Here is a 13583-nt window from a genome sequence, read left to right on the forward strand (position 1 = left end):
TATGCTCCAGCTTTATGAAGATGTCTGTGTTCTCCCAGATCAGGACCTCGTACAAGAGAACGCCAACGTCGACGGGAAATCACCACTTGGAAAATTGGCACGATTATCCTCAGAAGTATCAAAACAATTGTCGACGACATATCTATTATCAGATCGGTCACGTCAAGCCGTCGAGGATAATTTTTTGTATATCCATGACGCCGACTACTACGTGACAGGATCGACGACGTGTTGTCAAATCCCGCTCGGCCACTTGCTCACGAACGGATTTCATACCGGGCACGGGACGATTCGACCGCCCCAGGATATCCGCTCGGCGATGGCGCTCGCTTCGATTATTCTTCAAGCGAACCAAAACATGCAACACGGCGGTCAAGCTTTCCCGATGTTTGATGTCGACCTCGCACCGTATGTCGAAAAGACGTATGAACGTCAGCTCGAGCGGCTCAAAAAGCTACCAGTCGAATGGACGACCGAGCAACTCTTTGAAACTGCCGAGTCTGAAACAATCGCGGCGACGTATCAAGCGTGTGAGGCGTTCATCCACAACGCCAACTCGATGCACTCACGTGGTGGCGGACAAGTACCGTTCGTTTCCATCAATTACGGCACCGACACGAGCCGGTGGGGACGCATATTCATTCGAGAGTTGCTGCGCGCGACCGAGCGAGGGCTCGGTAACGGGGAGACGCCGATTTTCCCGATTCAAATCTTTAAAGTGAAAGAAGGGGTCAACTTCCATGAGGACGATCCGAACGTCGACTTGTTCCGTCTCGCCTGTCGTGTGACGGGCAAGCGGTTATTCCCGAACTTCTCGTTCGTCGATGCTCCGTTCAACCTTCAATACTACGACGGGACGCACGGCTCGGAAGTCGCCTACATGGGTTGTCGGACAAGGGTGATGGGGAATCGGCATGGTGCCGAGACGTCGATTGGACGCGGCAACTTATCGTTCTCGACGTTAAATTTGGTCAAGATGGCGCTTGTCGCTTCGAACATCCATTCGTTTTATGAGACGCTCGACGCCTATGTCGACGTCGCCATCGATCAATTGCTCGAACGATTCGACTATCAAGCGAAGCGGCACGCCGACGAATTTCGGTTTCTCTATGCCCAACACGTCTGGCGGGGTGGAGAGAGACTCGGTCCAGAAGACAATCTTCGCGAGGTACTGAAGCAAGGGACGCTCTCGGTTGGATTTATCGGTCTCGCCGAAGCGCTTCGTGTGCTCACAGGTGGCACGCATGCCGAGTCGCGAGAGGCGGAACGGCTTGGGCTCGATATCGTCACTCATTTACGTGATCGAATGAAGCAGGCATCGGAACGATACGATTTGAACTTTTCTCTTTTGGCGACCCCGGCCGAAGGATTGTCGGGTAAATTTGTGACGAGAGATCAGCAATCGTTTGGGATGATCGAAGGTGTGACCGACCGCGCCTTTTATACGAACTCGTTTCATGTGCCCGTGTATCAATCGGTCTCGATTCGCGATAAAGTCCGTCTCGAAGCGCCTTACCACGCGCTCTGTGATGCGGGTCATATCACGTATGTCGAAGTCGACGGATCGCTCGCCCATAATGCGGAAGCGGTCGAAGAGATCGTCCGGCTCATGCGGACCGAGAACGTTGGCTACGGGTCGATCAACCATCCGGTCGACCGTTGTGGCAACTGCGGCCTTGAAGGGATTATCGACGAAGCGTGCCCGACATGTGGCGAACATGAACGAATTGAACGGATTCGTCGCATTACCGGCTACTTGGTCGGGACGATGGACCGGTGGAATTCGGCAAAACGAGAAGAAGAACGAGCGAGGGTGAAGCATCATGCGCGTCCTATCCGTACTTGAAGAATCGGTCGTCGACGGTCCAGGCATTCGCACGGTCATCTTTACGGCGGGCTGCCCGCACCGTTGCCCTGGGTGTCATAATCCAGAATCTTGGAATCCACGTGGAGGACAAGACGTCTCGGTCGCGGACTTACTCGCTCAAATCGAACAATCAGGCTGGGACGGGGTGACGATTTCAGGCGGGGAACCATTTCTTCAACCGGAAGAATTGGCCCGGCTCGTCGACGGATGTAAGGCCCTTCAGAAAAACGTTTGGGTGTATACGGGCTATACGCTCGAACAGTTGCAAGCCATGAACGACGAATTCGTCACAAGCGTGCTCGACCGTGCCGATGTGCTCGTCGATGGGCGTTTCGAACAGCCGCTCATGGACCGGTCGCTCCGGTTTCGAGGATCGAGCAACCAGCGGATTATTTTCTTGAACAAAGCGTAATCGGGGCCGTCGTGTCCCGATTTTTTGTATACTAGCAAAAAAGGGGGAATTTTGATGAAATGGTGTAGTTTTCAAGTTGACGGAGAGCAAAGGGTCGGTGTCGTGGCAGGAGAGTTCGTCTATGACGTCAGTGACCAATTACATACGACTTCGCTGTTAGAAGTCATCGCGCGTGAGTTTGAACCGGATGTCGATCTAGATGTCGCGCCAAGGCTGGCGCTTCAAGACGTCACGTTCGTCGCACCGTATCGTCCGCTCAAAAATGTCATCTGTATCGGGAAAAATTACGAAGAGCATGTGAAAGAGATGGATACGGCGGGGGCCGGTAAGCTCGTCATCTTCACGAAAGCGCCAACCTCGGTCGTCGGCCCAGAGGCTGTCGTCGAACGTCACCCCGAATTGACCGACCAGCTCGACTATGAAGGCGAACTCGCCGTCATTATCGGGAAATCAGGGCGGGATATTGACGACGTCGATGCCCATATTTTTGGCTATACGATTTTGAACGATATCACGGCCAGGGATGTGCAAAAACAACACGTCCAGTTTTTCCGCGGCAAATCGTTCGATACGTTCTGTCCGATGGGGCCATATATCGTCACACCGGATGAGCTCTCGTTCCCACTCACGATTCAAACGGTCGTCAATGGCGAGACACGTCAAGATGGGTCGACGGCGGATATGATTTGCCCGATCGAAGAGTTAATTCGGACTTTGTCAAAGGGCATGACACTTGAAGCGGGAGACATCATCGCGACCGGCACACCGGCCGGCGTCGGCCACGGCATGAAGCCGCCCGTCTATCTCCAATCAGGAGACACGGTCGAAGTGAGCATCACGGGACTCGGGACGCTCCGTAACGTCATCGTCTGACCCAATTGACGCAAATTGTGAAGAATCTTGTAATCGATGCTTCATTTCCGCAAAACGATGACTATGCCTCTTATACTAAGGGTAGAACAAAGAGGAAACATCATATAGGAGATGATTACACATGGAACGCAATGATCGTCCAACAGAATCAAATGAACAGAATCACCGCGAGGATTGGCTCGATACCGAGCTCGGCTCGTCAGAACAACGACAAGAACCGTCGAGCGCAGAGCAACCGGCCCGACCATCGTTCGTCGGCCGGATGTTCCCTGGGTTTGTCGGCGGCGTGATTGGTGCCGTCTTGACTGGCGCCATCGCTTTTCCGTTCATCGATCAAGTGCCGACAAATGTGTCTGATACGAACGTGACGTCGGAAGGGTCGCCGATCCAGACGACGTCTACGACAACGGACAGCTCGGTCACCGATGCGGTCGCGACCGCACAGCCTGCTGTCGTGACGGTGAACAATTTCGCGTCAAACGGTTTTTCAAGTGAAGCTGTCGAAGCCGGGGTCGGCTCGGGTGTCATCTATAAGAAAGACGGCGACTCGGCTTACATCGTCACGAACCATCACGTCGTCAACGGTGCTGACCGTTTGACCGTGACATTCAATGACGGATCGACAGCGGACGCCAAATTGATGGGTAGCGACGCCACGTATGACTTGGCCGTGCTCGAAGTCGATGCGGACAAAGTCTCGTCCGTCATCTCGATTGGAAAGTCGAGCGAGTTGAAACCGGGGCAAACCGTCGTCGCCATCGGGAACCCGCTCGGCCAGTTTGAGAACTCGGTCACACGCGGCGTCGTCTCGTCGACGTCACGTCTCGTCCCGGTCGATACGGATGAGAACGGACAAGCCGACTTCAACGCCGAAGTCATTCAGACGGACGCGGCCATCAACCCTGGTAACTCCGGTGGCGCGTTAATCAACGAATCAGGACAATTGATTGGGATCAACTCGATGAAAATCGCGACCGACTCGGTCGAAGGGGTCGGCTTCTCCATCCCGGTCGATATCGCTTTGCCGCTCATCAATCAAATCGAGCAGACGGGCGAAGTGAATCATCCATCGCTCGGCGTCTCGCTTCGGGACGTGTCGGAGTTCCCACCGGGGTACTTGACCGAGCAAATCAATTTGCCGGAGTCGGTGACGTCGGGCACGATCATCGTTGAAGTGCAAGCGAACAGTTCGGCTGCACGGGCAGGACTTGAGGCACGCGATGTCATCGTGAAAATCAACGATCAGGCTGTCTCATCGTTCATCGACCTGCGGAGTGAACTGATTCGAGACGCGGACGGGACCGTGACAATCGAATACGTTCGTGACGGTAAGACCGAAACGGTCGATGTCGAGATTCAAAACGCAAATGGAGACGCACTGTAAAGATGGGCACGCAGCCCATCTTTATTGTTATGCTTAGAAAAAAGGAGGGGTTCAGTTGATTCGTAAACTATACGGGATTTTATTTCTAGGGGCCGGCATCATGCACTTCATTCAGGAACGGGCGTTCATGTCGATTATTCCGAAATCATGGCCGTTCAAACGATTCATGGTCCAGGCAAGCGGGGTCATCGAGGTCGTCTATGGTGTGTTGTTGCTCATGAACAAAGGGACGCGCTTCGTGAAAGGGACATTACCCGCTTTCTTAATCGCGGTGTTCCCAGCCAATATCAACATGGCGCTCAAACCGTCGAAACTAGGCAAGATACCGCTCCCAAAATGGGTCACGTGGGCCCGATTGCCACTGCAGTGGCTCTTAATCAAAGGGGTCAAAAAAATATAAGTACATATGGGGGAATTGATCATGACGACGAACGTATTGAACTGGTTTGAGCATTTTCATGCTCATCCGGAAGTGAGCTGGAAAGAGGTTGAGACGACGAAGACGATTGCCGACATCTTGACGTCATGGCAAGTCCGTCACGAGACGTTTGCGGACGTGACCGGGGTCATCGCAGAGATTGGGCAAGGTGATGACGTCATCGCTGTCCGGGCCGATATCGATGCCTTATGGCAACAAGTCGACGGGACGTTTCAAGCCAATCACTCATGCGGGCACGACGCCAACATCAGCATGGTGCTCGGCGCGCTCGACCTGTTGAAACATGAGATGCTATCGAAGCGGATTCGCTTCATTTTCCAACCGGCTGAAGAACAAGGGAACGGCTCGCTCGCGATGATTCAAAAAGGGGCACTCGAAGGAGTGAGTCAGCTGTATGGCATCCACTTGCGACCGCTCGAGGAATTGCAGCGCGGACAATATGCGGCTGCGATTCAACACGGAGCCGCATTCTTTCTAAGAGGAAGCGTTATCGGGGACGATGCCCATGGCGCGCGACCGCATCAAGGTCAAAACGCGTTAGATGTCATCTTTACGATTCAACAGATGCTCAAAAGCATCTACTTGTCGCCGTTCGAGCCCCATTCGATCAAGTTGACGGGCGTCCAGGCCGGTAGCGATAATTTGAATATCATCCCAGGGAACGCGACGTTCTCACTCGACGTCCGGGCTCAACAGAACAAGGAGCTGCTGGCGTTACGTGACCGCGTCGAGACGCTGTTGCAGCAAATCGCCGTCCTTCATGATGTCACCATCCACTGGGACTGGCAAGACTTCACACCGGGTGCGGAGATCGGCGAACGCTCGAGCCGACATGCGGCCGAAGCGATTGTCGACCGATTCGGGAAAAACGCGCTCGTCGACCGGATCATTACATCAGGTAGTGACGACTTTCATTTCTATACGGTCGAACAGCCGGGACTCGATGCGACGATGATTGGAATCGGCGCGAACTTGACACCGGGGCTCCATCATCCTCATATGTCGTTCGATCGGGACGTCTTACCAGAAGCGGCTGCCTTACTCGCCGATACGTTGCGCAGGGCCGCAAACGATAATTGAAGCGATTGACTAGATGGACGGGCGGGATGAGCTCGTTCATTTTTTTATTGCCAACTTTAAATGTAAGCGTTATCATCTACTTATTAGCGACAATATAACGACAATTCTGAATTTTTCGCTATCGGGGAGGAAGACACATGGAACAACAGGGGAACAAGGTAGACATGAAGCTTCGCTGGGCGGTATTGCCGCTACTTGTCATGATCGGGATCATGCTCGTAGCCATCGTCAAATTGGAACAAGGGCCGCACATCCCACTCATCGTCGGGACAGCGGTCGCGTCGCTCGTCGCATGGCGACACGGGTACAAGTGGAAAGAGATCGAGGAGATGATGTACAAAGGGATTCGGCTCGCACTACCGGCCGTCGTCATCATCATCTTGGTCGGTTTAACGATTGGTGCCTGGATCGGGGGAGGCGTCGTCGCTACGATGATTTATTACGGATTGACGATTATTTCACCGGCCTATTTTACGGTGACGATTTGTATCATCTGCTCGGTCGTCGCGCTCTCGATTGGCAGCTCATGGTCGACGATGGGAACGATTGGCGTCGCCGGGATGGGCATCGGGCTGAGTATGGGGATACCAGCACCGATGGTCGCCGGAGCTGTCATCTCAGGGGCATACTTCGGGGATAAGATGTCCCCGTTGTCGGATACGACGAACCTCGCGGCAGGTTTGACGCACACGAACTTGTTCGAACATATTCGGCATATGCTCTACACGACGATTCCAGGGCTCGTCATCGCGCTCGGCGCCTATTGGTGGCTTGGCAGACGGTTCAGTGAGACGACGACGGACTCTTCAGAAATCGTCCAAACACTCGGTATTTTACAGGACAGCTTCGTCATCTCGCCGTGGCTCCTATTGATTCCACTTGCTGTCATCGTCCTTGTCGCGAGGAAAGTACCGGCCATTCCGGCACTCGTCGTCGGGATTGCGCTCGGCTTTCTCGCCCAAGTCATCGTCCAAGGCGGTTCGCTCGCAGACAGCGTCGGGGCGTTGCAGAGCGGGTATGTGATCGACACCGGTAATGAACTCGTCGACAGCTTGTTCAGTCGGGGCGGTCTCGACGCGATGATGTACACCGTCTCGATGACGATCGTCGCGATGACGTTCGGAGGGATTTTAGAATACTCGGGGATGCTGCAATCGATTATGAATCAAATCGTCAAACTAGCGAAGACGGCCGGTTCGATGATTGCGTCGACGATTCTCGCCGGGGTAGCAACGAACGCCACGTGTTCCGAACAATACATCTCGATCGTCGTTCCATCTCGTATGTTTGCAGGTGCTTATGAGAAAATGGGGCTTCAGTCGAAAAACTTGTCCCGGGCACTCGAGGACGGCGGGACACTGACGTCGGTCTTCATCCCATGGAACACGTGCGGTGTGTTCATTCTCGGGACGCTCGGCGTCGGGGCGTTCGAATATGCGCCATACGCGATCTTGAACTTCATCGTTCCGGTCATCTCGATTATCTATGCGTTCACAGGCTTCACGATTGCACGGATTGCTGTGCAGAGTGTGGAACCGCCACTCGAAAAACAAGCAGCACAATGAAAAATTTCCCGGCCTATTCAGGTCGGGAAATTAAATTTATAGACGGCACGAGGTCGTCCTTGGTTGTAACTCATCTCTTCACCAATCACTTCGATCAGTTGCGCGTCATGTAATTTTTTGATGAGTCGCTCCGTCGTCCGTCTTGAGACGGCGAGATGGTCGGTCAACTCTTTTGCCGTGAATTCGAGATGGTGCTTTGAGAACTGCATAATTTTACCGATGTTGACCGGACTGATCCCGGCTTGCTTGATGACGTCAAAGACCGCTACTTCGGTCACTCGATAGGGGATGCGGTCCTCACGGTTCGGGAAGGACAAGCGTTTTGAATCGTCGACGATTCGAATGCGCTCCTTGCTCGCGGCCGATAGTGCGATTTCAGCATGTTCGTATGCTTGTTGATATTGTGTGCCATAGCCGATTCCGATTCGATAATCACCTGTTGGGCTGAGCGTACTTGTATCGAGGGCGTTGTTCGTCTCGCCTCGTGTCGTAAGTAGCGTGATACGACCATCGTCGGTCGATTCGATGTGTCCGCCAAGGTAGCGGACCACTTTCAAATGTTCGAGTAATGCCTTGTCGTCGGTCTCGAAACGAATGATGGCGAACTGGGCATCGTCCGCGAACTGGCGTCGAATTCGTTGAATTAACATATCGAGATGGCGCTCGACCGTGGTCCGCGGCTCGATCATCAATAGACTATGATACCCATCACGGACGAGTTGACGATGAACTTGTTCGATGCTCGTCACGGCCAGTTTCGCCTGCTTGGCCCGGTGCTCCGTGTGAAAAGTAATCACGTCTTCGAAAGCGATATTCGGTTCGATTTTCATAACGGAAGGAGTCGAGGCATGATTCGGGAACGACTCGAGGATTGACGTCAAGCGCTCCGGCTCGACCAAATCGATGGACAGTTGATCAAGAGGGACTGAATGGGTGAGCGTCGCATAGAGAAGTGTCGTTAATAGGACAGTCTCGTCTTGGACGACGTGATGGGTCGCCACGTTTTGAAGGTAGGGGGCCGCATAAGTGAACGGGAACGACCCGGAAAAAAAGACACCATCGAACGAGCCGAGCGTTTTGGCAATAACGGCTGCTTCATGGGGATGCTCGTAAGGGTGATACGCGAACCGAACACCTTCTGGGGCACCGAGGGTACGGATAGTCGCCACAAATTCGTGCGACCCGACGATGGCGATATGGATGGACATCAAAACTCCTCCTTGCAATTTAACGACTATTTAACGACAATATAGCTAATGATATATAAAAAGTAAAGGGGAATAAATATGAGAATAAAGAAAATCGAGCTGTTTGCGATACGTCTACCACTGAAAGTACCGTTCATCGTCAGTTATCACCGCTACGACGACATGCCGTCGGTGATCGTGAAACTGACGACCGAGTGTGGACATGTCGGTTACGGCGAGGCCGTCGCTGATGAGCACGTCACGGGCGAATCGCTCGACAGTACAATTAGCGTCATCCGACATGTGCTAGGACCACTTTTGATCGGGCAAAACCCGATGCATATGGAACGAATCCATGACGTGATGGACCGAGCCATCCGGGACGTGCCGGCGGCGAAGGCGGCGCTTGATATTGCCTGCCACGACGTTGTTGGTAAAAAACTTGGCTTGCCTGTGTATGAGTTGCTTGGCGGCCGTTATCACGATGCCTTCCCGGTCACGCACGTGTTAAGCATCGGAGATCCGGAAGCGATGGCGGCCGAGGCGCGCGAACAAATCGAACAAGGCTATACAGCCGTCAAGATGAAAGTCGGCGTCGATGCCACCTCGGACGTACGACGTGTCGAGGCGGTTCGTCGAGCCGTCGGAGCGGAGGTTCCGATTCGGGTCGATGTCAATCAAGGTTGGGTCAATGCTGCCAAGACGCTCCAGGCGATGAAGTTGCTCGAACCATTCAATATCGATTGGATCGAACAGCCGGTCAAAGCCGACGATTTTGAAGGCATGGTAGAAGTAAAAGGGAAAATCTCGGTCCCGCTCATGATTGATGAAGGCGTGCGGGGTGTAACCGAAATGCGTCGTCTGACGATGACGCAGGCCGCCCACAAAGTGAACATTAAACTGATGAAGTGCGGCGGCATCTACCCGGCGAAAAAACTTGTCCATATGGCCGAGATGTCAGGTATTGAGTGCCAAATCGGGTCGATGGTCGAGTCGTCGGTCGCCTCGAGTGCAGGTTTCCACGTCGCGTTCTCGAGCAAAATCGTCCAATCGGTCGAATTGACAGGGCCGCTCCGTTTCGCAGAAGACATCGGCAATTTGACGTACGACCTTCCGTTCATTCGATTGTCTGAACGACCAGGTCTCGGTGTCGACGTCGATGAATCTGTCTTATTACGTCTGACGACCGCGACGTACGTCGTCGGAGGGACCGATCATGTGGCGCAGTGATTGTAACGGCCTCGACATCGAGGTCACCTATTTGGCGATGACCGACCTGGAACAAATCGAGGCGGTGCAACAGGATGTCATGGATACACTGACGGAAGGGAGCCAGTATCAGTCCTTGTCGACGGAGGAGTTTGTGAAGTTGTTGACGGACCGGACGCTCATCGGGGCATATCACAAGGGAACGTTGATCGCGTTCCGCGCGCTCCTCATCCCACCGCTCGATGACGAGCATCTCGGCTATGATATCGGTTATCCATCAGAGGGACTGGAACGCATCATTTATCAAGAAGTGACGAACGTCCATCCGGACTACCGCGGCTACGGCCTGCAACAGCATCTCGGCAGGCTTCTGATGAAAGAGCTGGAACATGGTAGCCAATTCGACCTCGTCTGTGCGACCGTGGCACCATTCAACATCCCGAGCTTGAAAGACAAGTTTGCCCTCGGGCTTCGCATCGGTGCCCTTAAACCGAAGTATGGCGGGAAGTTGCGCTACATCTTTATGAAGGAACTGCACAGCGACTGGCGACCGGCCGGAGAAGCGACATGGCTCGAGATGGGCGAGACGGAGCAACAGGGCGCCTTGTTGAAGGAGGGTTGGTACGGAACGTCCATGACGCGCGACGGGGAGAGCTGGCTCGTCAAATATGAACGATGAGAAAATGGCCTGATCGCGATGATCAGGCCATCTTACTTATTCGAGGATGAACAGGACGTCCTCGGCTAACTTTTCGTACGTCCGGTCGCTCGGATGGAACTGGTCGGTCGCGAGGTCACGTGAGACGTCAGAGACGTATGCGAACGGGTCGATTACGTCGATGCGTTGTGCGTTTCCGAAACTGGCCGCCGAGGCGTTCCAATCGAGAATCAGTTGATTGAACGCCTCACCGTTTTCGTTCTCTTGGAATGGATTATAGAGCGCGATATAAACGATTTGTGCCGTATCGTTCAATCCGCGAACTTGTTCAAAGATGTCATTCAAATTCGTCTTGGCATCGGTCACGACTTGTTCGATATCGACCGATTCAAAGTTATCGACATTCTCGCCGCGATTGAACAGGTCGTTGCCGCCAATCGTGAGTGTGATGTAGCGGGCGTTCTCAATTGTTCGCCGTACTTCCGGTTGTTCGAGTTGGGCCAACAAATCCTCAGTCCGGGCACCAGAGACGGCCAAGTTCTGCGTACGAATGCCGTCTTCGTCGAGCGTTTCACCGACCGGCTGAACGTAGCCAGCACCTGACGTCGACCCGACGCCGCGTGTCAGGGAGTCACCTAAAGCGACGTAAACGTCACCGACCGGTTCGGGTCTCGAATCTTCACTAATCGAGAGTGTGCGTTCCGGTGGGTTGACGATATCTTGATAGCCGATCCATAAACCGTATAAGGCGATGCCCGTCAAGAAGACCGAACCGATTAAAAACGAATACCATTTCCCATTTTTCATGTGATTCCCTCACTTTCTATAGAACTATCATATCAAATAAGTTTTAACCTGCCCTATGTGAATGTTCGAATAGGACAGATGCGGTCGAGTCCGATAGAATGTAGGAGAGGTGAGATGATGCAACCAACATTGAAAATAGACCATTTGACAAAAGTAATTGGTAAGAAAACAATCATCGATGACATCTCGTTCGATGTGTTTCCCGGTGAAGTGTTCGGCTTCTTAGGACCGAACGGGGCCGGCAAAACGACGACGATTCGGATGATTGTCGGTTTGATTAAGCCGACGAACGGGACCGTCTCGATTTGTGGGTTCAGCGTCGAACGTCAATTCGTTCAGGCGATGAATCAAATCGGCGCCATCGTTGAGAATCCGGAACTGTACAAGTTCATGAGCGGGCGTGAGAACTTGAACGCCTTCGCGCGGATGTTGCCCGGGGTAGATGAGGCCCGGATTCAAGAAGTGATCGATCTCGTCGACTTGACGGCACGAATCGATGATAAAGTGAAGACCTACTCGCTCGGGATGCGGCAACGGCTCGGCATCGCCCAGGCCATGTTGAACAACCCCCGTGTCTTGATTCTCGATGAGCCGACGAACGGGCTGGACCCGATGGGGATTCGTGACCTTCGACTCTTCATCCGCCGTCTCGTCGAAGAAACAGGACTGAGCGTCCTCGTCTCGAGCCACATCTTGGCCGAGATTGAACTGCTCGCGGACCGCGTCGCCATCATGTCGCGCGGGAAAATCGTGAAAGTCGGAACGGTCGAGGAACTGATTCATGAGTTGGCGTCTACCGTCGATGTCCATGTGGCCGACAGTTTTGAAGTCTTGCCAATCATCCGCGGATTCGAATCGATCGATCATGCCGACGTCGTCGACGAGCGCACGATTCGCGTCTCGATGAATCTTGAAGAGACGGCCCGCTTGAACCGCTATTTGCTTGACCGGGGAGTCGACTTATTCGGGCTTGAACGACGCGTCCAGACACTCGAAGAATTGTTTATCTCATTGACCGGGGGTGACCATATTGTCTAATCCGTCAATACTTGGCCTTATTCGGAACGAAGTTTTAAAGATCCATAAGAAGCGACGACTCCTCGTCGTCTCAATCATCTTGACTGTGCTCGTTTCGATGTTCACGTATGCCAACTACCGGCAAATCGAGAAGCAGCGGGAAGAACAAGGGACGATCGACTGGCGTGTCGATTTACAGCAAGAGATCGTCGATACGCAAAACCGGCTCGCCTCGGCGAACGTTCAGGACGAGTTCCGTCAAATTTTGGAGTTCCAGGTCCAACAGAATCAATACTACTTAGATAATGATATTAATCCGAACTACCCGGGCGCGCCAACGTTCATGCGTGTCTTCTTCTCGCAAGGGACGACGCTCGTGCTGCCGCTCTTTATCATCGTCTTGATGGCGGATATCGTCAGCGGTGAGCATAATGACGGGACGATTAAGACGCTGTTGTCCCGTCCGGTCCGACGCTTCAAGATTTTGCTCGCCAAATGGATGACGACGCTCCTATATACGTCGATTCTCATCTTCATCACCGCACTCGTCAGTTATGCCATCTCCGGCATCGTGCTCGGCTGGGACGGATGGACCGCCCCGATTTTGACAGGGTTCCAAGCCTCGGCGACCGGGACGTTCTCGACCGACTTCGTCCATACGCTGCCGATGTGGCAATACTTGCTCATGTCGGTCGGACTATCCTGGTTCGTCGTCGCGGCCGTCGGGACGATTGCGCTCATGATCTCGGTCATCGTCAAAAACACGGCGACAGGGATTGGGATCATGATGGCCGTCCTGATTTCAGGACCGCTCCTCACGTCGCTCGGGTCGAATTGGGACAGCTCGAAATATTTGGTCAACGTCAATTTCGGTCTTCATACCTATCTCGAGGGGCAAGCCCCACCAATCGAGGGGATGACGTTGCCGTTCTCGCTCATCGTCATATTCGTCTGGTCGCTAGCGGCTCTCGCGTATGCGTTCTACCATTTTACACAAAAAGATGTCTATTGATGACTGGCGTCACCTTCCGTGGTGACGCTTTTTTTGTCATGGTTGAAATGACTAGATAAGTAGTGGGAATAGG

13 protein-coding genes are annotated in these 13583 nt (G+C 53.4%); 11 read left to right on the forward strand and 2 right to left on the reverse strand.

Annotated elements, in window-relative coordinates; all coding sequences use genetic code 11:
- The first annotated feature begins 1 nt into the window (after position 1).
- The 7 genes from KNP64_RS02985 (at position 2) to nhaC (ending at position 7620) form a co-directional block, all read left to right on the forward strand.
- Positions 2-1846, forward strand: coding sequence for an anaerobic ribonucleoside triphosphate reductase (locus KNP64_RS02985; RefSeq protein ID WP_214791442.1), 1845 nt, complete (start codon positions 2-4; stop codon positions 1844-1846).
- Positions 1824-2279, forward strand: a complete 456-nt coding sequence (gene nrdG, locus KNP64_RS02990; protein ID WP_214763954.1) for an anaerobic ribonucleoside-triphosphate reductase activating protein — start codon at positions 1824-1826, stop codon at positions 2277-2279. The genes KNP64_RS02985 and nrdG overlap by 23 nt, the downstream gene beginning before the upstream one ends.
- Before the next feature lie 54 nt (positions 2280-2333).
- Complete coding sequence (locus KNP64_RS02995) at positions 2334-3152, forward strand: fumarylacetoacetate hydrolase family protein (RefSeq protein ID WP_214791439.1); 819 nt, start codon at positions 2334-2336, stop codon at positions 3150-3152.
- 121 nt (positions 3153-3273) lie between these two features.
- On the forward strand, positions 3274-4536 hold the full coding sequence (locus KNP64_RS03000; protein WP_214763956.1) for a S1C family serine protease: 1263 nt from the start codon (positions 3274-3276) through the stop codon (positions 4534-4536).
- A gap of 55 nt (positions 4537-4591) precedes the next feature.
- Positions 4592-4936 (forward strand): DoxX family protein, encoded by a 345-nt coding sequence (locus KNP64_RS03005; RefSeq protein ID WP_034777412.1) that lies wholly within the window; start codon positions 4592-4594, stop codon positions 4934-4936.
- Between the two features lie 21 nt (positions 4937-4957).
- Positions 4958-6055 carry an amidohydrolase gene (locus KNP64_RS03010; protein ID WP_214711005.1) on the forward strand — a complete coding sequence of 366 codons (1098 nt, stop codon included), beginning with the start codon at positions 4958-4960 and terminating at the stop codon, positions 6053-6055.
- Between the two features lie 164 nt (positions 6056-6219).
- Entirely contained in the window at positions 6220-7620 is a 1401-nt protein-coding gene (nhaC, locus tag KNP64_RS03015) for a Na+/H+ antiporter NhaC (RefSeq protein WP_214764025.1), read from the forward strand.
- Positions 7621-7637: 17 nt separating this feature from the next.
- Here the strand turns inward: nhaC and KNP64_RS03020 are convergent, their stop codons facing one another.
- Complete coding sequence (locus KNP64_RS03020) at positions 7638-8828, reverse strand: HTH domain-containing protein (RefSeq protein ID WP_214763957.1); 1191 nt, start codon at positions 8826-8828, stop codon at positions 7638-7640.
- Positions 8829-8906: 78 nt separating this feature from the next.
- Here KNP64_RS03020 and KNP64_RS03025 point away from each other — a divergent pair, with 78 nt between their 5' ends.
- Together KNP64_RS03025 and KNP64_RS03030 are read left to right on the forward strand one after the other, a co-directional pair.
- Positions 8907-10037, forward strand: a complete 1131-nt coding sequence (locus tag KNP64_RS03025; RefSeq protein WP_214763958.1) for a mandelate racemase/muconate lactonizing enzyme family protein — start codon at positions 8907-8909, stop codon at positions 10035-10037.
- Positions 10024-10695 (forward strand): GNAT family N-acetyltransferase, encoded by a 672-nt coding sequence (locus tag KNP64_RS03030; protein ID WP_214763959.1) that lies wholly within the window; start codon positions 10024-10026, stop codon positions 10693-10695. The genes KNP64_RS03025 and KNP64_RS03030 overlap by 14 nt, the downstream gene beginning before the upstream one ends.
- Positions 10696-10731: 36 nt before the next feature.
- Here the strand turns inward: KNP64_RS03030 and KNP64_RS03035 are convergent, their stop codons facing one another.
- Entirely contained in the window at positions 10732-11481 is a 750-nt protein-coding gene (locus tag KNP64_RS03035) for a GDSL-type esterase/lipase family protein (protein ID WP_214763960.1), read from the reverse strand.
- A gap of 117 nt (positions 11482-11598) precedes the next feature.
- On the opposite strand from KNP64_RS03035, the gene KNP64_RS03040 reads away from it, so the two are divergent.
- Both KNP64_RS03040 and KNP64_RS03045 read left to right on the forward strand, forming a co-directional pair.
- Positions 11599-12519, forward strand: coding sequence for an ABC transporter ATP-binding protein (locus KNP64_RS03040; protein WP_214791790.1), 921 nt, complete (start codon positions 11599-11601; stop codon positions 12517-12519).
- Positions 12512-13510: an ABC transporter permease gene (locus tag KNP64_RS03045; RefSeq protein ID WP_214763961.1), complete on the forward strand. Its 999-nt coding sequence runs from the start codon at positions 12512-12514 to the stop codon at positions 13508-13510. The genes KNP64_RS03040 and KNP64_RS03045 overlap by 8 nt, the downstream gene beginning before the upstream one ends.
- Positions 13511-13583: the final 73 nt, after the last annotated feature.

It is taken from the genome of Exiguobacterium sp. s64 (assembly GCF_018618035.1).
Taxonomy (GTDB): Bacteria; Bacillota; Bacilli; order Exiguobacteriales; family Exiguobacteriaceae; genus Exiguobacterium; species Exiguobacterium mexicanum_A.